17 protein-coding genes and 1 other RNA gene are annotated in these 23,762 nt (G+C 39.5%); 17 read left to right on the forward strand and 1 reads right to left on the reverse strand.

Features of this window, described 5'->3' with window-relative positions; translation table 11 throughout:
* The first annotated feature begins 86 nt into the window (after window positions 1–86).
* From HNQ85_RS03580 to HNQ85_RS03635, 12 genes are all read left to right on the forward strand, one after another.
* Window positions 87–1,229 (forward strand): acyl-CoA dehydrogenase, encoded by a 1,143-nt coding sequence (locus HNQ85_RS03580; protein WP_181536245.1) that lies wholly within the window; start codon window positions 87–89, stop codon window positions 1,227–1,229.
* 67 nt (window positions 1,230–1,296) lie between these two features.
* Window positions 1,297–2,952: an AMP-binding protein gene (locus HNQ85_RS03585; RefSeq protein ID WP_181536247.1), complete on the forward strand. Its 1,656-nt coding sequence runs from the start codon at window positions 1,297–1,299 to the stop codon at window positions 2,950–2,952.
* 19 nt (window positions 2,953–2,971) lie between these two features.
* Window positions 2,972–4,327: an acetyl-CoA carboxylase biotin carboxylase subunit gene (gene accC / locus HNQ85_RS03590; RefSeq protein ID WP_181536249.1), complete on the forward strand. Its 1,356-nt coding sequence runs from the start codon at window positions 2,972–2,974 to the stop codon at window positions 4,325–4,327.
* Window positions 4,328–4,355: 28 nt separating this feature from the next.
* Entirely contained in the window at window positions 4,356–4,568 is a 213-nt protein-coding gene (locus HNQ85_RS03595; protein WP_181536252.1) for an acetyl-CoA carboxylase biotin carboxyl carrier protein subunit, read from the forward strand.
* 12 nt (window positions 4,569–4,580) lie between these two features.
* Complete coding sequence (locus tag HNQ85_RS03600; protein ID WP_181536254.1) at window positions 4,581–5,498, forward strand: hydroxymethylglutaryl-CoA lyase; 918 nt, start codon at window positions 4,581–4,583, stop codon at window positions 5,496–5,498.
* A gap of 14 nt (window positions 5,499–5,512) precedes the next feature.
* Window positions 5,513–6,295, forward strand: coding sequence for an enoyl-CoA hydratase (locus HNQ85_RS03605; protein WP_181536256.1), 783 nt, complete (start codon window positions 5,513–5,515; stop codon window positions 6,293–6,295).
* Between the two features lie 27 nt (window positions 6,296–6,322).
* Entirely contained in the window at window positions 6,323–7,870 is a 1,548-nt protein-coding gene (locus tag HNQ85_RS03610) for an acyl-CoA carboxylase subunit beta (RefSeq protein ID WP_181536511.1), read from the forward strand.
* A gap of 24 nt (window positions 7,871–7,894) precedes the next feature.
* Complete coding sequence (locus tag HNQ85_RS03615) at window positions 7,895–8,584, forward strand: CoA transferase subunit A (protein ID WP_181536258.1); 690 nt, start codon at window positions 7,895–7,897, stop codon at window positions 8,582–8,584.
* Between the two features lie 5 nt (window positions 8,585–8,589).
* On the forward strand, window positions 8,590–9,243 hold the full coding sequence (locus HNQ85_RS03620; protein ID WP_181536260.1) for a CoA transferase subunit B: 654 nt from the start codon (window positions 8,590–8,592) through the stop codon (window positions 9,241–9,243).
* Between the two features lie 117 nt (window positions 9,244–9,360).
* On the forward strand, window positions 9,361–9,585 hold the full coding sequence (locus HNQ85_RS03625) for a YozQ family protein (RefSeq protein WP_181536261.1): 225 nt from the start codon (window positions 9,361–9,363) through the stop codon (window positions 9,583–9,585).
* A 77-nt stretch (window positions 9,586–9,662) separates the two neighbouring features.
* A non-coding RNA gene (gene ssrS, locus HNQ85_RS03630) (6S RNA) lies at window positions 9,663–9,852 on the forward strand.
* 145 nt (window positions 9,853–9,997) lie between these two features.
* A complete protein-coding gene (locus tag HNQ85_RS03635) occupies window positions 9,998–10,387 on the forward strand; it encodes a cytosolic protein (RefSeq protein ID WP_181536263.1) in 390 nt (129 codons plus the stop codon).
* A gap of 214 nt (window positions 10,388–10,601) precedes the next feature.
* Here the strand turns inward: HNQ85_RS03635 and HNQ85_RS03640 are convergent, their stop codons facing one another.
* A complete protein-coding gene (locus tag HNQ85_RS03640; RefSeq protein WP_181536265.1) occupies window positions 10,602–10,937 on the reverse strand; it encodes a hypothetical protein in 336 nt (111 codons plus the stop codon).
* Window positions 10,938–11,148: 211 nt separating this feature from the next.
* Here HNQ85_RS03640 and HNQ85_RS03645 point away from each other — a divergent pair, with 211 nt between their 5' ends.
* The 5 genes from HNQ85_RS03645 (at window position 11,149) to HNQ85_RS03665 (ending at window position 23,630) form a co-directional block, all read left to right on the forward strand.
* Window positions 11,149–13,182, forward strand: coding sequence for a transglycosylase domain-containing protein (locus HNQ85_RS03645; protein ID WP_181536267.1), 2,034 nt, complete (start codon window positions 11,149–11,151; stop codon window positions 13,180–13,182).
* A gap of 110 nt (window positions 13,183–13,292) precedes the next feature.
* Window positions 13,293–13,442, forward strand: coding sequence for a DUF2639 domain-containing protein (locus HNQ85_RS03650; RefSeq protein ID WP_181536269.1), 150 nt, complete (start codon window positions 13,293–13,295; stop codon window positions 13,440–13,442).
* 426 nt (window positions 13,443–13,868) lie between these two features.
* Window positions 13,869–21,989 carry a DNRLRE domain-containing protein gene (locus tag HNQ85_RS03655; RefSeq protein ID WP_181536271.1) on the forward strand — a complete coding sequence of 2,707 codons (8,121 nt, stop codon included), beginning with the start codon at window positions 13,869–13,871 and terminating at the stop codon, window positions 21,987–21,989.
* Between the two features lie 5 nt (window positions 21,990–21,994).
* Complete coding sequence (locus HNQ85_RS03660) at window positions 21,995–22,345, forward strand: transposase (RefSeq protein ID WP_006324125.1); 351 nt, start codon at window positions 21,995–21,997, stop codon at window positions 22,343–22,345.
* Window positions 22,346–22,853: 508 nt separating this feature from the next.
* Window positions 22,854–23,630, forward strand: a complete 777-nt coding sequence (locus tag HNQ85_RS03665) for a recombinase family protein (RefSeq protein ID WP_181536273.1) — start codon at window positions 22,854–22,856, stop codon at window positions 23,628–23,630.
* The last annotated feature ends 132 nt before the right edge of the window (window positions 23,631–23,762 follow it).

The following is a 23,762-nucleotide window of genomic DNA, read 5'->3' on the forward strand; positions in this document are numbered from 1 at the left end:
TTTGAATTTGTTGAGGTTTGTTGAAATAACAGACCGACTAGTCGGTTTTTATAAAATTTTTCACTCAAACAAAGGGGGAGAAAAACATGAATTTTGAATTAACAAAGGAACAACAAATGATTAAAGAAATGGTAAGAGATTTTGCTGAAAACGAAATTAAACCATATGCAGCAGAATGGGATCGCACTGCAGAATTTCCAATTGAAACGTTTAAAAAGATGGGAGAGTTAGGTCTATTTGGGATACCATTTCCTGAAGAGTATGGCGGCTCAGGTGGAGACACCATTTCATACGCTATTGCTGTTGAAGAAATCGGTCGTGCATGTGGAGGAGTAGGGCTTAGCTATGCAGCTGCTGTTTCATTAGGAGCAAGTCCAATTTATTACTTTGGAACGGAAGAGCAAAAGCAAAAATGGCTTGTCCCGATGGCGAAAGGGGAAACGTTTGGTGCGTTTGGTCTAACTGAACCGAATGCTGGGTCGGATGCAGGAGGTACTCGGACAAGAGCTGTGTTATATGGAGATGAATATGTCATTAACGGAGAAAAATGTTGGATTACAAACGCTGGTTATGCTCGGCAAGTCATTGTAACTGCTGTCACAGGAAAGGATGAAAAAGGAAAAAATATTATCTCTGCGATTATCGTTCCTACTGATACTCCAGGTTTCACAATCAATTGCAATTATGACAAAATGGGCGTTCGTGCGTCAAACACATGCGAACTTGTTCTAGAAGATGTACGTGTGCCAAAAGAAAACTTATTAGGTGATCCGAAAAAAGGTTTTAAACAATTTTTATATACACTTGATGGCGGGCGGATTTCCATTGCCGCTCTTTCTGTGGGCATTGCTCAAGCAGCGTTTGAAAAAGCCCTAAAGTATGCAAAGGAACGAACACAATTTGGCCAATCGATTTCCAAGTTCCAAGCCATTCAATTTAAATTAGCGGATATGGCGATGCAAATTGAATTGGCAAGAAACATGGTTTACAAAGCTGCTTGGTTAAAAGACAATAATAAACCGTTTACAAAAGAAGCCTCTTTTGCGAAATTGTTTGCTTCAGAAATGGGCTTTAGAGTATGTAATCAAGCTATTCAAATTCATGGTGGTTACGGTTATATGAAAGAATATGAAGTTGAACGCCATTTGCGTGATATAAAGCTGATGGAAATCGGTGAAGGAACTTCTGAAGTGCAACGAATCGTAATTGCTCGTCAACTAGGATGCTAAATTCCGTCATTAAAGCATAGTTTTTTAGTATAGATTCATAGAATTGTACTAATTAAGGGGGAAAACTATGGCTGAGTTACTAAATATTACCGTCGGAAAATTGTTAGAAGAAAAAGCGAATTTGCATCCTGATCACGAAGCGGTCGTCTATGCCGATCGCGGGCTTCGTCTGTCGTACAAGCAGTTTGACGATTATTGCCGGGTAGTTGCACGTGGGTTGATGAAACTTGGAATAAAGACTGGCGAACATATCGCTGTTTGGGCAACGAATAAGCCGGAGTGGCTGGCTTGTCAGTTTGCAACGGGAAAAATGGGAGCTGTACTCGTTACCGTTAATACAAATTACCGCACTGCCGAACTAGAGTATTTGTTAAAGCAATCTGACTCTACAACACTCATTCTTATGGAGCAATACCGCGATTCTTCTTATATTGATATGATTTATGAACTTGCCCCAGAGTTAAACATGTGCGAACCAGGAAAACTTCAATCAAAACGTTTACCTTATTTGCGCAATGTCATTGTTTTAGGTGAAAATCGTTATCCAGGAACCTATTCATGGAATGACCTGATTAAAATGGCAGAAGAAGTGTCAGACGAAGAATTGAATGAGCGCATGAACTCATTGGACCCACATGATGTTATTAATATGCAGTACACTTCCGGCACGACAGGATTTCCAAAAGGTGTTATGTTGACACATTACAACATTGTGAACAATGCTCGTAATATCGCGGAATGCATGAAGTTAACAAAAGAAGATCGTCTTTGCATTCCTGTGCCGTTTTTCCATTGCTTTGGTTGTGTTCTTGGTACATTGGCCTGCGTCTCTGTCGGAGCGACAATGCTTCCCATTCAAGAATTTAATGCAAAACAAGTACTACAGACGGTACAAGATGAGAAATGTACCGCATTACATGGAGTTCCAACGATGTTTATCGCCGAATTAAATGAACCGGATTTTCATAAATACGATTTATCATCACTTCGCACCGGAATCATGGCTGGCTCCAATTGCCCAATCGAAGTGATGAAAGCGGTAATGGAAAAAATGGGAGCAAGAGAGATTACAATCGCATATGGCCAAACCGAGTCTTCTCCGGTTATTACGCAAACGCGAACCGACGATCCAATTGAGTTGCGTGTTGAAACGGTCGGGCGTGCTCTTCCAAATGTGGAAGTAAAAATTGTCGAACCGGGAACCAATAAAGAAGTTCCACGCGGTGTACAAGGTGAGTTGTGCACGCGCGGCTATCATGTCATGAAAGGTTATTATAATAATCCAGATGCAACGCGGGAAGCAATTGACGAAGACGGATGGCTGCATACAGGAGATTTAGCGGTGATGGACGAAAACGGCTACTGCCGCATTACAGGCCGGTTAAAGGATATGATCATTCGTGGTGGAGAAAACATTTACCCACGTGAAATCGAAGAATTTTTGTACAAACACCCAAAAATTTTAGATGTACAGGTAGTTGGAGTGCCTGATGAAAAGTACGGTGAAGAAGTGATGGCATGGATTATTTTAAAAGAAGGCGAAACGGCTACAGCTGAAGAAATTCGTGAATTTTGCAAAGGGAAAATTTCGCGCCATAAAATTCCACGCTATATTGAGTTTACAAAATCTTATCCGATGACAGCGTCAGGCAAAATCCAAAAATTTAAGCTTCGTGAACAAGGGAAAGAAGTGATTGAACAATTAAAACAAAATCCAGTGTAAAGACATGGGAGTGATTCATATGTTTTCAAAAGTGTTAATCGCAAACCGCGGCGAAATTGCTGTGCGGGTGATTCGCACGTGCAAAAAGTTAGGGATTCAGACGGTCGCCGTATATTCAGAAGCAGATGCAGAGTCGTTGCACGTCAAATTGGCAGATGAAGCTTATTTAATTGGAAAACCGCGCGTGAATGAAAGTTATTTGAACATTGAAAAAATCATAGAAGTAGCGAAAGAAACAAAAGCAGAAGCGATTCATCCTGGATACGGATTGCTATCAGAAAATCCTACTTTTGCCCGTCGTTGCGAAGAAGAAGGAATCGTCTTTATTGGTCCAAAAGCTGATGTCATTGCACGAATGGGAAGCAAGATCGAATCGAGAAAAACAATGATAGAAGCAGGAGTTCCTGTTGTACCAGGAATCTCTTTCCCTCTAGCTGATGTGGAAGAAGCAGCAAAAACGGCGCAAGAAATTGGTTATCCGATTATGCTGAAAGCATCTGCTGGCGGTGGCGGCATCGGCATGCAAGTTGTCCATAACGAAGAAGAATTGAGAAAGGCGTTTGAAGGGAATCAAAAGCGAGCTTCCTCTTTCTTTGGTGATGGTGCGATGTATATGGAAAAATATATTGAAAATCCAAGGCATATTGAAATTCAAATTCTTGCCGACCAACACGGAAATTACTTGTATTTATGGGAGAGAGAATGCTCGATTCAACGCCGTCATCAGAAAGTCATTGAAGAAGCTCCATCTCCATTTTTGGATGAACAAACCCGCAGAAGAATGGGTGAAGCCGCTGTGAAAGCGGCAAAGTATATTGGCTATACAAACGCAGGTACGATCGAATTTCTCGTTGATGAGCAAAAAAATTTCTATTTTCTTGAAATGAACACAAGACTTCAAGTGGAGCATCCGGTCACAGAGGAAATTACTGGTCTAGATCTAGTCGAAGAACAATTGCGGATTGCTGCAGGGAAAAAGCTGCTTTACACCCAAGAACAAATCAAACGAGATGGTCATGCGATTGAAGTGCGCATTTATGCCGAAGATCCAAAAACGTTTTTCCCATCTCCGGGGAAAATCACCGTTTTTGAGACGCCAAATGGAGAACATGTCCGCAACGAAACGGCGGTTACGAGCGGCTCATCTGTAACGCCATTCTATGACCCGATGATTGCTAAGTTGATCGTGAAAGGACAAAGCCGCCAAGCAGCGATTGAACGTATGCTACAGGCGCTCGAAAGCTATAAAGTAGAAGGAATTAAGACGAATATTCCAATGCTGAAAGAAGTTCTTTCACATCCTCAATTTCAAGCAGGAAATACAACAACAAATTTTGTAAATATATATTTGAACAAAGCAACAGCTAACAAATAATTCAACATAGGGAATGGGGGAAGATCGTATGAGTCAAATAGTTGCAACAATGGCAGGTAATGTATGGAAAATAGTCGTAAGCATTGGTGAACAAGTTACAGAAGGTCAGGATGTGGTCATTTTAGAATCGATGAAGATGGAAATTCCGATTGCTGCAGAAACATCTGGTACAGTAAAAGAAATTAAGGTGCAAGAAGGAGACTTTGTCAATGAGGGCGATGTTTTAATGGAGCTTGAATAAGGGGGGATGAAGATGAGCAAATGGCCCAAGCAAGTCACGATTAAAGAGGTAGGCCCCCGTGACGGATTACAAAATGAGAAGGCATTTATTGAAACGAAAGATAAAATTGCTTGGATTAATCAACTGTCACAAACAGGATTAACTTATATCGAAATTACTTCATTTGTTCATCCGAAATGGATTCCTCAGTTAGCCGATGCGGCTGAGGTAGCAGCAAAAATTAAGAAAGTACAAGGAGTCACTTATGCTGCTCTTGTACCGAATTTAAAAGGTTTAGAGGGGGCGCTGGCAGCCAACGTAGACGAAGTGTCTGTTTTTATGTCTGCGAGCGAAACACATAATCGAAAAAACATTAATAAATCGATTGCTGAAACATTTCCTGTTTTACAGGAAGTCGTGATTCAGGCGAAGAAAGCCGGCAAAACGGTGCGAGGTTATATCTCGACCGTTTTCGGCTGCCCGTACGAAGGTTCGATTGATGTAGAACAAGCCATCAAAGTAGCAGACAAACTGTTTGAAATGGGAATTGACGAACTTTCATTAGGCGATACGATTGGCGTGGCCAATCCACGTCAGGTACAAGAGGTGCTAGAAGAATTTTTTAAGAGATTTCCAAAAGAAAAGCTAGCAATGCATTTTCATAACACTCGCGGTACGGCATTGGCGAACGTTCTCGCCTCACTTGAGATGGGGATAACGACGTTCGATAGCGCGCTTGGCGGATTAGGGGGATGTCCGTATGCTCCGGGTGCTTCAGGAAACTTAGCGACCGATGACTTGTTATATATGCTTGATGGGATGGGCATAGAAACAGGAGTTCAGATGGAGCAGTTAGCAAAATCAGCGTTTTTTATCCAAGAAAAAATAGGACGAAAACTAAACAGTCATTATTTACAGACATTAAATAAGTCTGAATGCCAACTTAGCTGAGGAGGAACTTACACATGTCCGCATCGGTACTCTATTCCACGTTAGATCATGGTGTTGCCATTCTTACATTAAACCGGCCTGAAGCGGCAAATGCGCTATCCTTAAACATGCTTAATGAATTACGAGAGATACAACAAGAATTAAAATTTAATAGGAATGTTCGTTGTGTGATTGTCACAGGAGCTGGAGAAAAAGCGTTTTGCGCTGGAGCCGATTTAAAAGAACGGGCGCAAATGAATGAAACTCAAGTGCGACAAACCGTATCTCTTATACGAGAAACCATTAATGAATTTGAACAACTGCCACAGCCGGTTATTTGTGCCATGAATGGAGCAGCCTTCGGTGGCGGTTTAGAATTGGCTCTTGCTTGTGACATTCGTATTGCTGCTGAAACAGCAAAAATGGGGCTAACCGAAACTTCATTAGCGATTATACCTGGTGCAGGCGGGACACAGCGGCTCCCGAGATTGATCGGAAGAGGACGTGCAAAAGAGTTAATCTATACTGCTAAACGGATTACGGCTATTGAAGCTGAAAAAATTGGTTTAATTGAATATGCTGTTCCGTCAGAACAATTGATAGAGAAAGCTGTACAAATTTCAAACCAAATTGTCGAAAATGCTCCTATTGCCGTTGCTCAAGCAAAAGTTGCTATCAATCGTGGCTTAGAAGTCGACTTAAATACAGGACTTAAGCTTGAACAAATGGCATATGAAATTACGATTCCAACGAAAGATCGTCTCGAAGGATTACAAGCATTTAAAGAAAAAAGAAAGCCAGTTTACAAAGGGGAATAGGGGGTAGCTATTGTGAACTCAAATGAAGTGATCAACCAAGTGAAGCTATCATTGACAGAAAAGCTAGAAGAAGAAAGAAAAAAAATCGAACAGGGTGGAGCACCGAAGTATCACCAAAAAAATGCCGAACAAGGAAAACTATTCGTACGTGACCGCTTAAAATTATTATTTGATGAAGGACTTGAGTTCGAGGATGCGTTTTTTGCTAACTGCTTAGCTGATGGTTTACCAGCAGATGGTGTCGTCACAGGTGTTGGCAAAATTAATGGACAAACAGTTTGTGTGATGGCAAATGATTCAACGGTAAAAGCAGGTTCTTGGGGAGCAAGAACGGTAGAAAAAATTATCCGTATTCAAGAGACGGCAGAAAAACTGCGTTGTCCCATTCTTTATTTAGTTGATTCTGCTGGTGCAAGGATTACGGACCAAATCGAAATGTTCCCTGGCCGTCGCGGAGCAGGACGCATCTTCTATAATCAAGTGAAATTATCAGGAAAAGTGCCGCAAATTTGTTTGCTATTCGGTCCGTCGGCAGCTGGCGGTGCCTATATTCCTGCGTTTTGTGACATCGTTGTCATGGTTGAAGGAAACGCATCGATGTATCTTGGTTCACCGCGAATGGCGGAAATGGTTATTGGAGAAAAAGTAACGCTTGAAGAAATGGGCGGTGCGCGCATGCATTGTACCGTTTCAGGCTGCGGAGATGTTCTCGCTAAGACAGAAGAAGAAGCCATTGCTTTTGCGCGGAAATATTTATCTTACTTCCCAGCCAACTATAGTGAAAAGCCGCCAGTAGCAGAACCGAAATTACCAAAATCTTTCGAAAAAACGCTTGAAGAAATCATTCCGTTAAACCAAAATGCGCCGTTTAATATGTATGACCTGATTGAGCGCTTAATCGACGAAGGTTCTTTCTGTGAAATTAAGAAGTTGTTTGCTCCTGAACTAATTACTGGTCTTGCCCGTTTAAACGGACAGCCGATTGGTATTATCGCGAATCAGCCGCGCATGAAAGGCGGGGTACTGTTCCATGATTCGGCAGATAAAGCAGCAAAGTTTATTACTCTTTGCGATGCGTTTAATATCCCGCTTCTATTCTTAGCTGATATCCCAGGCTTTATGATTGGTACAAAAGTAGAACGTGCTGGTATCATCCGGCACGGGGCAAAAATGATTTCGGCAATGTCAGAAGCAACCGTTCCAAAAATTTCAGTCATTGTTCGCAAAGCATATGGTGCAGGTCTTTATGCGATGGCCGGTCCTGCGTTTGAACCTGATTGCTGCTTAGCGCTTCCACACGCACAAATCGCCGTCATGGGTCCGGAAGCGGCGGTGAATGCGGTTTATGCGAACAAAATCGCCGAGTTACCAGAAGAGGAAAGAGCAGCATTTATTGAGCAAAAACGGGAAGAGTACCGAAAGGACATCGATATTTACCGTCTCGCTTCAGAAATGGTCATTGATGGTATTGTTGCACCAAACGCACTTCGTGATGAGCTAATTAAACGATTCAATGCATATATATCTAAATATATGACGTTTTCTGAACGTAAACACGGTGTATATCCTGTTTAACGAGAAACAAGGGGTGGGGGAGAAATGAAACCGATTTATACGGATTTCGTCGAAGCGGTAAAAGATATTAAAGATGGAATGACGATTATGGTCGGCGGTTTTGGTTTATGCGGCATTCCAGAAAATTTAATCTTGGCACTTGCTGAAACAGGAGTAAAAGATTTAACCGTCATTTCAAACAACTGCGGTATTGACGATTGGGGCCTTGGTATTTTGTTAAAAAATCGGCAAATTAAAAAGATGATTGGTTCCTATGTTGGTGAAAATAAAGAATTTGAACGCCAAGTGTTATCTGGCGAATTAGAAGTGGAGCTTGTTCCTCAAGGCACGTTGGCAGAAAAAATTCGTGCCGGCGGTGCAGGAATTCCCGCGTTTTACACACCAGCAGGAGTTGGGACTCCAATTGCCGAAGGAAAAGAAAAACGAGTATTTAACGGAAAAGAATATTTGTTAGAGGAAGCATTTACGGCTGATTTTAGTCTTGTACGCGCGTGGAAAGCCGATAAAATGGGGAATTTAGTCTACCGCAAAACGGCAAGAAACTTCAATCCAATGATTGCTGCAGCCGGTAAAATAACGATTGCAGAGGTAGAAGAGTTAGTAGAAATTGGTGAGCTTGATCCGGATCATATTCATACGCCGAGCATTTATGTACAACGTCTCATTGTCGGTAAGCAGGAAAAACGAATTGAACGATTAACTACACGGGGGTGAATGAGATGAACATCCGTGAAAAAATTGCAAAAAGAGCCGAAAAAGAAATTCAAAATGGATTTTACGTCAATTTAGGAATCGGGATGCCGACATTAGTTGCCAACTTTATTTCCGAAGATAAGCAAGTCGTCTTGCAGTCAGAGAATGGTCTGTTAGGAATTGGTCCCTATCCGACGAAAGATGAAGTGGACCCTGACTTAATCAATGCTGGGAAGGAAACAGTAACAGCGATTAAAGGAGCAGCCTTTTTTGACAGTGCTGAATCATTCGCGATGATTCGCGGTGGCCATATTGATATCGCGATTTTAGGTGGAATGGAAGTATCTGTAAAAGGCGACCTTGCAAACTGGATGATTCCAGGAAAAATGATTAAAGGAATGGGCGGCGCAATGGATTTGGTTCACGGCGCACGCAAAATCATTGTGATTATGGAGCATGTCAACCGGAACGGTGAACCGAAAATTTTAAAAGAGTGCAAACTGCCGTTGACAGGTCAAAAGGTTGTCAACCGTATCATTACCGATCGGGCTGTGATTGATGTAACAGAACAAGGTTTGAAATTAGTTGAAGTTGCTGAAGGATATACCATCGAAGACGTTCAAGCAACAACAGAACCACAACTAATCATCGATGAACATGTAAAATTAAACGCATATTAATTGATTGAGAAAGCGGTGTTTTTTAAGCATCGCTTTCTTTTATTGTTCTTCGTTCATTCATAAAAAGACGAATTTTAACTCAAATTAATAATAACGTTTTGTAAAGGAGGAGTAGTAATGGATAGTAAAATAAAAAATAATAATGAAAACTTAAAGGTTGCAGGAAGGAATTATGATCCATCTGACTATAAGAGCAACTCTGATTTATCGTCTGGTCTTGCGATGACCCATGAACAAGTAAGTGATGCCTATGTTGAAGGGACAGTGGATGCAGTTATCGATGACCTTAACGGAAAAGATGTAAAAATACCGCGGGAAGGATACCAAGACAAGAAATCATAAATTTTATATTGGGAAATAACAAAAATAATTGTATTTTGTCTCTTGAAGAAAAGAGAAAAACGATGTATGATAGTAATTGCTCGCTGCGTTGTGCGTTGATGAATGAAGTTTCAACCGTTGACTGTAAATAGGGAGTTCTATATCGGAATAGGAATGTCATGCCTCTTTTTAGACATGCATGAGGACGACAGGAATATTCCTGCGAACACCCACTTGGTGGAGTGTGGTTCGAAAACTCCATTCGAAAACGGCAATCGCGGCACATTGGGTCCGTATAATAAAAAAGTCGGATTCTTGAATAGAATCCGACTTTTTTATTTTTAGGAGTTTAAATAAATTATCAACATTTTTTGTTTAAGTTTTACAAAATCGTTCATGATAGAAATATACATAATTAGGAGGTGTGATAACGATGAAATCGTTCACGGTTGATTTTCATAGTGAAGATCAAATGGAAAGTATAACCGTTCAGAAGTTAAATGAGGATGATTATCATAAGGCAACTGAAGGTGGAACGAGACATTTGTTTGATTTGGATACAAACATTGGCTTTTTTGCATTTTTTGATGCAGAAGATACGAATGGTACCGAATCTTATCTTGTTCTTCATTACGAAGATGACAACGAAGATCCAAGCGGTTGCTATTCTTTTGAACTAAAAGATTTTTACGAATTCGCTGCACTCTATTTAAATGACTTGGAATTTAGCGAGGAAGTCGATGAGGATGAATACGGTCCCATTCATCACTTAGCCCACCTTATGTATCACATTATCGAAGAAGGAAAAACGGTAGAAGTGTAACCTTACGATTGATAAAAACATCCTGAATGGATTTTGGATTCAGGATGTTTTTATTGCTTCTATTTAGTATTAAAACAAGATACAGTCGGCGGCCTTAACTTTCGTTACATTATCTTCTATAAGAAACGCTATTTTCTATTACGTTCCGCTCTGAACAATATCTTTTCACACATTCTACTTGGAGTACTTTCACATTGTTTCTATTACTTTCAGATTACATCGCCAGTAAAGGCATTTTTTCAATATTTTTTCCTTTTATCAGCTTTAACTCTTGAGCATCAACAATTAAATCGATCATTACTCCATTGAATACATCTTGATTCTTCTTTTTATAATTGGATTGTAAGTATTGAACACGATACCACTTTTCCTCATATTCGAAGTACATGTAACGCCCACGAGTATAATCTATCCAAAATTTTACGTATTCTCCATTCAATATTTTAAGTACATATCCCCATGATCTCCCCAGATGAGAAGCTGTCATCTTTGGTTTCGTTGAATTCATCACTTTATAATATAATCTATTTCTTATATCATAGAGCATCATCGTTTTCTACAGCCTCCTTCATTTTCCATCTATTACATTATAGGAATGATGGTAGAAAATTAGACTATCATTGTAAGAATTTTAATCTTTTGTCTTAATTCTCTTTATTATATGCGGAGATCTGTACATAAAACGGTGGATTCTAACGAACGTTATATGAGCCTCAAGAAACTACTATTTTATCGTCTGGAAGGTTACGAGGGGGAATTTCATGGAAAAAAGCAGAATGTTCGAGAAAAAGAAGCGTAAAATGGTCAGGATAAGAAAAGTGATGATGGTGCTTATGGGATTGTTCGTATTAGGTCTATTCGCCATGAATTTTTATATTTCAAAGATTGATATTCGTTCATTGGAAGAAGCATTGCCACAACCTACAATTATTTATGACCGTGAAGGAAAAATGGCCAGCAAACTATCTGTTTCAAAAATGGAGGCAATCTCTATTAATGAGATGCCAGAGCATTTGCTTCAAGCGGTGATTGCGGCAGAAGACAAACGTTTTTACAAACATCATGGAATCGATTATCAAGGCATCTTGCGGGCGATGTGGCGAAACGTTAAAGCAGGGGAATTTGTTGAAGGGGGCAGTACTATTACGCAACAGCTTGCCAAGAACGTATTTTTAACAAATGAAAAAACATTAAAGCGGAAGTGGGAAGAATTTTTCATTGCTAAAAAGATTGAACGAACTTATACAAAAGATGAGATTTTAGAAATGTACTTAAATCGCATTTATTTTGGCGAAGGAGCTTGGGGAGTCAAAAAAGCAGCGGAAATTTATTTTGGAAAAGACGTTTCAAAGCTAACGGTAAGTGAATCGGCGCTGCTTGCCGGTCTCATTAAAGCACCATCGGCCCTTTCTCCGATAAAACATTATGACCAAGCAATCGAGAGGCGCAATTTAGTACTAAGTTTAATGAAAGAACAAGGATACATTAATGAAAAGACATTTTTAGAGGCTAAGAAGGAAAAGATGGTGTTCGAAAAGAAGCAGCTTGATCCTTATAAAGGAAAATATCCGTATTATGTCGATCATATTATTGACGAGGCGATTAACAAATATGGATTGACAGAAAATGAAGTTCTTTTTGGGGGATTGCACATTTATACCGAAATGGATCAACATATACAACAGGCAGTAGAAGAGGTATATAAAAAAGAAGCGTTGTTTCCAGAAAGCACAAACGATCAACTTCTTCAAAGTGGGACCGTATTATTAGATGCGAAATCCGGTGGAATCACAGCGCTAGTTGGTGGAAGAGGGGAGCACGTATTTCGCGGATTCAACCGTGCCACACAATTAAAAAGACAGCCGGGATCGACAATGAAGCCGCTCGCTGTCTATACACCAGCGCTTGAGGAAGGGTATCGAATCTTTGATTTACTGAAAGATCAACCTTTTGATTTTAACGGCTATCAACCGAAAAATTACGATCATCAATATCGTGGAACGGTAACGATGTATGAAGCTGTCATTAACTCATTAAATGTTCCAGCGGTATGGCTTCTCAACGAAATCGGTCTTCATAAAGGAATTGATGCTGTAGAACGGTTCGGTATTCCTTTAAATAAAGAAGACCATTATTTAGGTTTAGCCCTTGGTGGATTGAAAGAAGGCGTATCACCTTTGCAAATGGCTGAAGCTTATTCCGTCTTTCCAAATGAAGGAGTAAAAACAGAAGCACACGCCATCACAAAAATCGTTGATATGAACGGGGAAACCATCGCAGAGTGGGAGCCAAAATCAACGAAAGTCACATCGAAAGAAGTTGCACAAAAGATGACGTTTATGCTTGAAGGGGTTATTGAAGAAGGGACAGGAAAGAGAGCGAAAATGGCTGGTAGAGATATCGTTGGAAAGACTGGTTCCACGCAAGTACCCATCAGCGGGGTTGATGGGGTGAAAGACCAATGGTTCGTTGGCTACTCTCCTCAACTTGTGTGCGCGGTTTGGTTAGGTTACGATCATACGGATCAGAATCATTATCTTAAAACGACAAGCAGTCAAACTGTGTCAGTTATTTTCCGTGAAATCATGAGCGAAGCATTGAAAGACGTTCCGCCGATGTCATTTACTTATCCTAAGTTAAAGGCAGAAAAACGACAATTAGAAAAGTTTCATGAGCAAAAGAAAAAGGAGAAAAAACAGAAAAAAGAAATGCTGAGAGAAAAGAAACATCCGAAAGAAAAGCCTCATAAGCACGGAAAGAAACATGGAAAAAAGGATAAGAGGAAGAAAGATTAAAGATGTTAATAAAGCTGATTTGCACTTAGGGCATATCAGCTTTTTTGTTGTCATGAAAAAATAACATTCATCATACATATAGGACAAGCGAAAGGAAAGGGGTTTTTTTAATGGCGCATTTTGGTTCGAAAGGTTGGCTAGTCAAACAACTAAAAGAGGCTGGAATTACTCATCATCCAGATGAGCGTCGTAAGCTTGAAATTTATAAAGCATCGGTTCTTTACCGTTTATATCAAAAATATGTTTTAAAGGATAAGTAAATTAACATTTTCCCGATTCATTTCTTTCTTCTAGGAGGGAGATGATCGGGAATTTTTTGTATTTAGGAAATCACATACTAAAGTTGGATTTCTTGATTACAAAAAGGACGATAAGTACGGACAGGGGCTATTGTTTAAAAAATATGAAGTTGTTATTATGGAAATCAAGGATATTATTCCAACATTTTTATATTTACTCCAATCCATACTATTTTTTACAATTTATTTAGAAGTAGGAGAAATATGTGTTTATATGTATTCTACTTCTTATCGGTTAGAGGGAGGTGATAAGGTAGCGTATTGTGATCGAATACACTTAGTTAATGTTAGCAGATAAAGGCTTAAGGCTATTAAACTTTTCGTTTAAATGCTAGTCAATACTTCTTCGAGAAATGGAAATGACTTTTCTATTTAGGAGGAATAAACTTGAGGAAACTGACTACTAAGGCTCTAGCCATATTAATCATCTTCAATTTTTTATTCTCTTCTCTTCCATTTGAATACTTACAATCAGTATCTGCCCATGGAAGGCTACAGGAAACGGTAAATGAAAAAGGAAAAAAAGAGTATAAATATGAGCCTAAAAGGGTTACGGAGATAAAAGAAAAACGTACAAAACATTCAAAAACGTGGAGAAACAGTGACTTATCCGAAACAATAGAACTCTTTTCTTCTCCTATTCACTATGAAATAGAAAGTGATAGTAAAAAAGAATGGAAGGAAATAGATAATAACTTAACTACCGATATTAAGGATGAGCAAGAAAAAGGAAAATTTAAGTTCGTAAACAAAGAAAACCGATTTAAAGCATTTTTCGCTGAACACGGAGATAAAGAAATTTTTAAAATAAAGGAAGGGAAATACTGGATTTCTTATTCCATTGAAGGAGCAAATTCAGCAGTTGGAAAGGCCAAAAACAATTCAATTGTCTACAAAGATATTATAGATCATGTAGATGCCGTTTACTATATACGGGGCGATGGAGTCAAAGAAGATCTAGTATTTCACGAAAAGCCTGCGACTAACGAGATATTATTTAATATAAACACAAATTTAGAGGTGCGAGAAAATAACCAAGCCATTGAGTTTGTTGACAAGTCCGAAAACAAAGTGATTTGGTCCTTTACCCCGCCATTTTTAAGGGATGCGGAGGATAAAGAATCACACAACGTCAGTTACAAACTTAAAAATACAAAAGGAAAAATTCAAATTTCATTACAGCTTGATCAAGCCTTCTTTGACAATAAAGATACAAAATATCCCGTTACTCTAGACCCTACTGTCGTTGCTGGCGGAGATATTAATAATACGTTCGACGCTTATGTGGGAGAATACTACAGCAATGTAAACTATGGCGGGGACGCTGAATTAAGGACTGGTTATGCTCCTGGTGTTTACAGTCATCGTTCTTTTATCAAGTTTGGAAGCAGCTTGCCAAGCTTAAATGGCGGGTTATTAACAAGCGCGGTCTTTAAAGCGTACAAGTACTATGAGCCATCGAGTGTAGATACGACGATTACGATTCATCGCGCTTATGCATCTTGGTCTAGTTCGACGATTACATGGAACAATCAACCGAGCTTCGGTGGTTCTTACGCATCGAAATTATTGGCTTCAGGAGCCGCTAATGGCTGGTATTCTTGGGATGTAACGAATCTTGTGAATTACTGGTATGATAATCCAAGTCAATATCATGGGCTGGTCATGCAAGCCTCAAACGAAAATACAGTTGGAAGTTACAGAAAATTTTATTCAAGTGATTACAATGGCGGCGCATATGCTCCAAGATTGGAAATTACTTATTCTCCTAAGCCTTCTGCGCCAACAGGAACAGCCTCCGGAAATGGAACTAATACAGGAACGGGTTATGTGAACTTGAGTTGGACACCAGTGCCTGGAGCGACTGGGTACAAAGTCTCCATATTTAACGGGAAAAACTATGAAGATATTGATGTTGGAAACGTGACATCTTGGTCTACAAAAGGGAAAAAATTATGGCCTACGCCTCAGCAAGTCCAATCTCATCCTGATCCTACAAACGAAACGAACTGGATTTCGATTAGCAGTGGTTCCCAAGTAGGAAACGGTCAGGAATTACCAGATGATCCAAGTTATCTTTATAAGGCTACTGGCGGAAATTATCCGAATTCGAAAAATTACTGGTTCCGTGTAAAAGCGTACAATGCTTGGGGAGAAACAGCGCTTTCAGATGCGTTTATGCCGACGATTCCGGACCAAACCTCACCCTCAAAACCAGGCAAACCAGTACTAACCAATGCGTTGAACAGTCAGTTTACATTTACATGGTCTGCATCTTCAGACTCGAACTCTGGTGTGAAAAAATACTTAGTATATATTGGTAGGTCCTCTAATCAAGCTGATGTGGTCAACGGAAGAGAAGTAACAAGTACTACGTTTACATACCCGCAGGCTGGGGATCCTCCGCTTGATCCAAGGGTAAACTATTATTTTTACGTAAAAGCCGTTGATAACAATGGCAACACATCCTTAAATTCTGATGTCGGTAATGGTATTGCTCGTTTACCAAGGGATGCAAGTATTCAATTCTCATCTATTCCAAGTCCAATGGAGGCTAGTGGAACCTATAACGTTCAAATTACTGTAAAAAATGAAGGATTAGAAACATGGACAGCCGCCCAAAATTTTATGCTTGGATCTGTAAATGAGACCGATCCGTTTACAACAGAAACTCGTCTTCCGCTTTCTTCCTCTGACTCGATTGGAACGGGACAGTCCAAAACATTTAATCTTACGTTCAATGGTGGGCGAAAACTAGGAACACTCAATACAAGTTGGAGGATGTTGAAAGTAGGTACAGGCTGGTTCGGGGATACGTTATCAAAAGATGTAACAGTCGTCGATACGAATCCGCCAGAGGGAGCCATTGTTATTAATAATGGCGAGACATTTACGAACTCACGAAATGTCACTCTTACACTGAATGCCGAGGATAATGCAGAAGGACAGATTTTGCAAAAACTCCAAAATGAAGATTTGCCGTTTACGGAGTATGAACCATATACACAGACGAAACAATGGACATTATCAGATGGAAACGGTGATAAAAGAGTATCCGTTATATTTAAGGATGCAGCAGGAAATGAATCGGTTCCCGTCTCTGCAACTATTAAATTAGATACGAATTATCCTACGGCGACCATCACATCACCGGAGGAACTAGATTACCTAAACGGAACCGTTGAAATTAGAGGAAGTGCATCCGATAGTGATTTAAAAGAATATGTAGTTGAATATGGATCTGGTACATCTCCTGTTGAATGGACTACTATTAAGAGAGGGACAGAAAATGTAAGTGATGGTGTATTGGCAACGTGGGATACGGCAAACATTCCAACAGGAAAGTATACGGTGCGTTTAGCAGTTACCGATTTGGCCGGTAACACGACGTATTCTCAAAAATATGTGTGGATAGACCAATTGAATGGTCGTTTAGGAACGGAAACATATTGGGGTATGGAAGCTACTGCATCGGGATTTGGAAGCAGCTTGGTCAATTTATCAAATGGAAACTTAATTTTAGGATTTGAAGACGCGTCACTTGACGGTCGTCAATTAGATCCTTCTATTGAAAGAACCTACAATAGTCAAGATGAAAAAAGTGGAATGCTTGGACAAGGTTGGAGGCTAAGCGTAGAATCCAATTTAGAAGTGGAAAGTAATGGGGACGTATTATATACCGATGAAGATGGAACGATTCATCGCTTTACAAAAAATGAAGACGGATCGTATACGGCTCCAAAAGGGGTATTTAAGCAGCTTACTAAAAATACAGATGGGCAATATATTTTAACAGATTTGACACCAGAAAGTATCTCTGTCACTTACGACAATTCAGGACGTATTGCCGCTATTTCCGATAAAAATAACAATACCATTTCTTTCCGCTATGAAAATGGATTGTTGGCAGAAATGACTGACGACGTTGGACGTAAAATTCTGTTTAAGTATTACCCTAATAATCTTTTACAGGAAATATTATTATATAGCGGAAATAAAGTAGTATATTCTTACAATGATGAACAATTACTATCAAACGTGGAATTTTTCGATAAAGACGGGGTAAGTTATCGCCAATTAAGTTATAAATACGATACAAATAAGCGTTTAGTCGAGGCAGTAGATCCAAATGGAAACGTAGTAACATATAGCTACAACGGTATGCGCGTCATTAATGTGGCAAGTAAACATACTCCTCGTGAAGCAGCAACAGGTAATTTGCGAAGCACGGTAACAGTTAACGAAAGTTTCACTTATGACTTAACTACAAAGAAAGTGTCCCTACTTACAAGCGGTTCGTCTGTTTCGCAGGAAATGGAATATGTCATAAACGATCAAGGGAACTTAGTTGAGACCACTACCGATCCAAACGGACTAAACATTAAAGAATCATTTGTATATGAAGATAACTTGTTAACAGATATTATTGATGGGAAGGGCTACAAAACTTCTTTTGTTTATGACTCACGCGGGAATCTGCTAAAGAAAACCGAACCAACGTTCCAGGATATAGAAGGAGGTACCACAACTCCTGTTACGACGTATGAGTACAAACCGGGAACCAATCTTTTGATAAAGGAAACCGACCCGCTTGGACGTACGACGAGTTATGATTATGATTCCAAAGGAAATCGCATTTGGATGATGGACAGCGATGGCTTTAAAACGACATATGAATATGACCAGTATGGTAACTTAGTGAAAGAAACATCAGAGCGCGGTGCGTTATATGGCTATCTTCCAAACTTTAGTTTTGAAGATGGAGATACTTCCTCTTTAAAAGATTGGAAAACATCGGGAACTTGGACGTATGATACAAGCAGTAAAAAAAGCGGTACTCGAAGCGTTAAAGTAACAGGATCTGCTTCCATTGAGAGCGATTATGTACCAATTAAGAAAGGAAAGCTTCCGGTTCGCGGACTTGCATGGGTAAAAACTGAAGCAGTAGAGGGAACAGGAGTAACAGGAACGCTCATTTTCTATGACAGCAATAAAACAAAAATTAGTGAACAATCTTCTACGGCATCGTTAACAGGAACTTCCGATTGGAAATTGCTTCACGTTGCAGCATCGATCCCGGAAAATGCAGAATACGTAACTTACAAATTGACTGCAGCCATGACAGGGGGAGCTGCCTACATTGATGACGTATGGATGGAAGAAGCCAATGTAACGGAAGAATTTCACTACAGTCAAGACGGTTTATACCTTGAATACGAAGTGGACGCTTATGGAAATGTAACGTCTTTTCAATATGATGAGGCAGGCAACAAAATTGCTGAAACAAATGCCCTAAATCAAACAGCTCATTTTAAATATGACGCAGATCGAAGACTAGTAGAGTCCATCGACCGATTAGGGAAGAAAACAGAAAATAAATACGATAAAAACGGTAACCTTATAAAAGTGATTAACCCGTTAAATCAGGTCGTAGAATACGATTATGATGAAAGCAATAGACTAACGTTAATTAAACATCCACAGGTAACCAAAGTACGTTATGAGGGTCAGACTCCGCTTCCGCCAGAAGTCGTAACCATTACTGAGGTCTTTGAGTATAATGAGCTTGGGCAAAAAATAGCTGAGAAAGACGGAAATGGATATGTATCTCACAATGTTTATGACAAGGCAGGACGATTGGTTAAAACCATTGATCCGTTACAAAATGAGCGTCGCATGTTTTATGATGCCAATGACAATAAATATAAAGAGGAAGACTGGGCATACGATACAGTAACGAATACTTTATATAAAAAGGGAACTACATTCTATAATTATGACGAGTTGAATAGGCTCATTTCTTTCACAGATGCTTCCGGAAATCCGGATGCGATTGTGGAGAAAACGAAATATGATGCTGTTGGCAATGAGATGAAAGTTGTCAGCGGGACAGGCGTTGTCACAGAATATCAATATAACCGAAACAATGAAAGCATTTATTCAAAAGAATCTTCTTCACCACCAGTTGAAACATGGGCATTGTATGATGGGGCAGGGAATCTAGCAATCTCCTTAGATAAACAAGGCGCAACTTACAACATATATGACATGAACGACAACTTGCTGCAGGTTGTTGACTCTGAAGGAAAGAAGACCACATACACATACAATGCAGTAGGAGATAAACTAAAACAAGTCGATTCAACAGGTTCGGAAACAGAATGGCAGTACGACGATGAAGGACAAATTAAAAAAGAAATTGTAAAAATTGTTGATGCAGAGAAAAATGAAACGAAATATCAGATTACAGATTATCAGTATGACGACGTTGGACAAGTCCATAAGAAAACCATAACAGAACAAACCGGTGACACAACGGTCACGGCAAAGGAAATTACCTATACGTATGACGAGCTTGGACGAGTCGTAAAGGAAACAGGTATTACGGACGGTAAAGTTACGGAAACACGTTACTATTTTGATAATAATGGTAATGTCATAAATACATGGACATACGACGAAACCATTACTGTCCCGATACAATATGATCCGGATGGAGACGGATATTTTAACAGTGAAACAGAATCGACTTACGATGCGAACAACCGATTAATACACGAATCGATTTCTCATACTTCAACGGCCACAGTCAATCGCTTTGATGATAAGGAGAATATGGAAACGTTCCAAAATTCCCTTGGAACAACGACCGTATTATATGATAATGATGATCGAACAAAAGAAATAACCACACCGAATTTTGATAAGTTTACGTATGATTATTATGTTGATGATTCCTTGTCCAAAGTGACCGCACCGGGGATGACTACTACCTTTACTTACAACGGCGGCTCGAAAGTTGCCACAATAAAAGGAGTCAATAATAGCGGTACTACGGTCATTGATTATGCGTACAGTTATACGGATACAGAGCAAATCGCCCAAATTACCGAAAAGGGCCAAGTAAAGAAAAAGTATACGTATACGCCAAATGGTTATTTAGAAACAGCAGAGGCTAACGGCACCAAGTGGAAATATACGTATGACGGAAATGGAAATATTACAAAAGTAGAAAACGTAACAACCGGAAAAGTGAAGGCGGAATATACGTATACGACAGGGAACCGGATTAAGCAAAAGAAAGAGTACAACGACCAAACTGGGGCATTAATCCGTACAACAGATTACACGTTCCACCCAAATGGCTCCCTTGCGAAGACGACGACAAGGGAAGGAACAAAGGAAACGGTTGTCGATTACGGTTACAATAGTGATGACCAACTTGTCTCCGTTCGTACAACGGTTGACGGAAGTGTAGTCAAGGATATTGTGTACGAATATGACCAAGACGGAAATCGTCTATCGAAGACAATTGGTCATACACATTATCATTACCACCGTGATACAAACGGAGAAATCTTTACGATTACCAAACAAATTTCCGGAGGAGACGAAACAACCGCAAGCTTCTACAAAGATTCGGACGGAAACTTATTAAGCTTCCGTTATAAGGATGTCGTCTACTACTATCAATTCAACGTTCGCGGAGACGTTGTGGCATTAACGGACGCTGCGGGGAATGTAGTTGCTACGTACGATTATGATGAATGGGGCAACGTTACCAGCATAACCGGTAATCAAGAAGTCGCCGAAGCGAATCCATACCGATATGTCGGAAAATACGGTGTGTTCTACGATCAAGATACAGGCATGTATTTAATGGGCTGGCGCGATTATGATCCGAAAACAGGCCGCTTCATTGTACCGGATGAATATGAAGGAGAAGAAGATGAGCCTACTTCATTGAACCGTTATTTGTACGCCGATGGAGACCCAGTCAACAACATCGACCCGGACGGCCACTTGCCGAAATGGCTGCAGCGCGGATGGAAAGCAACGAAAAAATGGGCGAAGAAAGGATATGACTTCGCAATTGGCGACGATATTCGGACATTGAAAAGCCCGAAATCGAAGTGGTACCATAAAGCTGGAGCCGCCGCAAGCATCGCCAGCAACTTCATCCCAGGAGCCGGTCAACTAAAATGGGGCGTAAAAGCCGTAAAATACGGCAAGAAGATGAAGAAGTCGAGGAAATTCGCTGCGGCATCGATCAAAAAGATGCGGAAGGCGAAGTTAAAGGCGAAAGCCAGCCGCGCTAGGATAAAGCCTAAACTTCGTAGACCAGTCTCCGGGGATAATGTTGGAGTAAATTTAAGAGCTAAGGGTACGGGTAAATTTAGTAAGTATGATGTAGGATTATATAAAGAAATAAAAGGTGTACCGGGGTTAGATGCACATCATGTTGGACAAAAAGCAATTATGAAAAAATTCATTCGAAATTATGATCCAAATAATGCACCAGCAATATTAGTACCAAAAGCTGGACATACAAGAAAAGGTCCTAGGGGAATAGTTTCGAGAAGTTCAAAAGGAATTGAGAGTGTAAGACAATTATTAGCAAGAGATATAATGGAGTTAAGAAGAGTATATCCAGACATTCCTAATTCTCAACTTCGAAAATTAATTAAATTAAATAAACAATTGTATCCAGAGATGAGAAGGAGATGAGATATATGAATAAAGAAGAGTTTGTTAAACTTTTACATCAGTCAATTATAAAAGAAAATCGTAATTTTTATCGAGATATATTCAATAATACTGATATTAATGAAGTTACAGACCCCTATTGGAAAGAAGCATTGATGTTTTATTCAGAACTATCAGATAAAAATAAAGAAATATTATTTAAAATAATCGAACAAGTAGAAGTGGATGCTGTATCTAATATTTTAGGGGTGTTAGATGGGGTAGTATCAATAGGAGAAGAGGATATTGAGTTTAAAGTGACAATTAACGATAATAATGAACCAATTAATGGAGATTTACAAGACCTATTTTTGGAGTATGATGAAGAGAATAGGTAACAAGTTTAGAGATACGATTTTGTATTTGTTAAAATACCATTTATAACTTTCTTTTAAAGTAATTTGTGAAGTTGAGATACAATGTATCAGTGGAACAAAAAGAAGGCTTCTAATAAATTATATTACCTTGATTGGCTTTATGCCTTTCAAGGTTTTTATTTTAAAACTAACAGATGTATCAAATAATAAAGTGCAATTACGAGAAAATTTATATATCGTTTTTACCAACATTTTAATTCAGACTTCATAATGGTTCCGCCTACTATGAGTTTGGCTGTGATGCATGGTGAAACTATTAACAACACTAATACCCTTCGAGTATGCTTTAAAACACGAGAGAAAGCTTTCTCGTGGCGAGAAAGTGGGGATAAACATTTAACCGACTGTGACGATACTAAACGGACACATTATTTTTATATTGTACTTTCACTAGAGACGGTCGTATAATACTCGTCATTGTTAACAAGCGTTACATAAATTGTAATTTTCGTAACGGGGGGATGTAACATTGAATGTTGTCGGGTATATACGAGTCTCGACACAGGGGCAAGCAAAAGATGGATATAGCTTGAAATACCAAGAGGAGGAAATACAAGCGTATTGCGAAAAACATGGTTGGAATTTGATACATATATTTAGAGATGAAGGAATCAGCGGGGCAAAAATTAATGAAGAAGCGTTGGAAGTGGACAGGGTGGGCTTACAAGAGATGTTAGCCCACCTTTCTTCTCTCCAAATTAAGTATGTCGTGGTGTTAAACACAAGCCGGTTGTGGCGCTCTGACATGGTGAGAGTGTTGATTCATCGAGAGTTACAGAAGTATGGGGTGGATATTAAAAGTATTGAACAGCCAAATTACAGTATCTACAAAAAAGACCCAAGTGATATATTGGTCAATGGACTAATGGAGTTATTAGACCAATATCAGCGATTGGAAATTGCTTTAAAACTAAAGAAAGGTCGGCATAAAAAAGCAAAAGAAGGAGGATATGCCGGAGGAAGAGCGACTTTTGGTTATAGGAAGTTAAGGGGAGAAAAAGAGTTAAGAGTCGACGAGGATAAAGCCAAAGCCGTACAACGAGTGTTTGAGTTAAGAGAGCAACATCCTACATGGTCTTTTACTCGAATTGCTGATGTGTTAAACAAGGAAGGGCATTTGACGACACAAGGTAAGCCCTTTACCAAAGTACAAGTGAAACGGATTTTAGACCGAAAGGACTTTTATAAAGGGATGTATACCTATGGATGCATACAGGCGAAAGGGAAACACCAAGCCATTCTTTAAAGTGGTCACTTAAAAAATACATGAAATTTCTTATATATCCGTATAGATGATACATCCATGGACAGGCTTTTGTACCAATGCGCATCTAAAATGGTGAACGCTCGAACTAAGGTTGCCGCCATGGGAGTCATC

Origin of the sequence: [Anoxybacillus] calidus, from assembly GCF_013760845.1 — a bacterium.
GTDB lineage: Bacteria > Bacillota > Bacilli > Bacillales > Anoxybacillaceae > Paranoxybacillus > Paranoxybacillus calidus.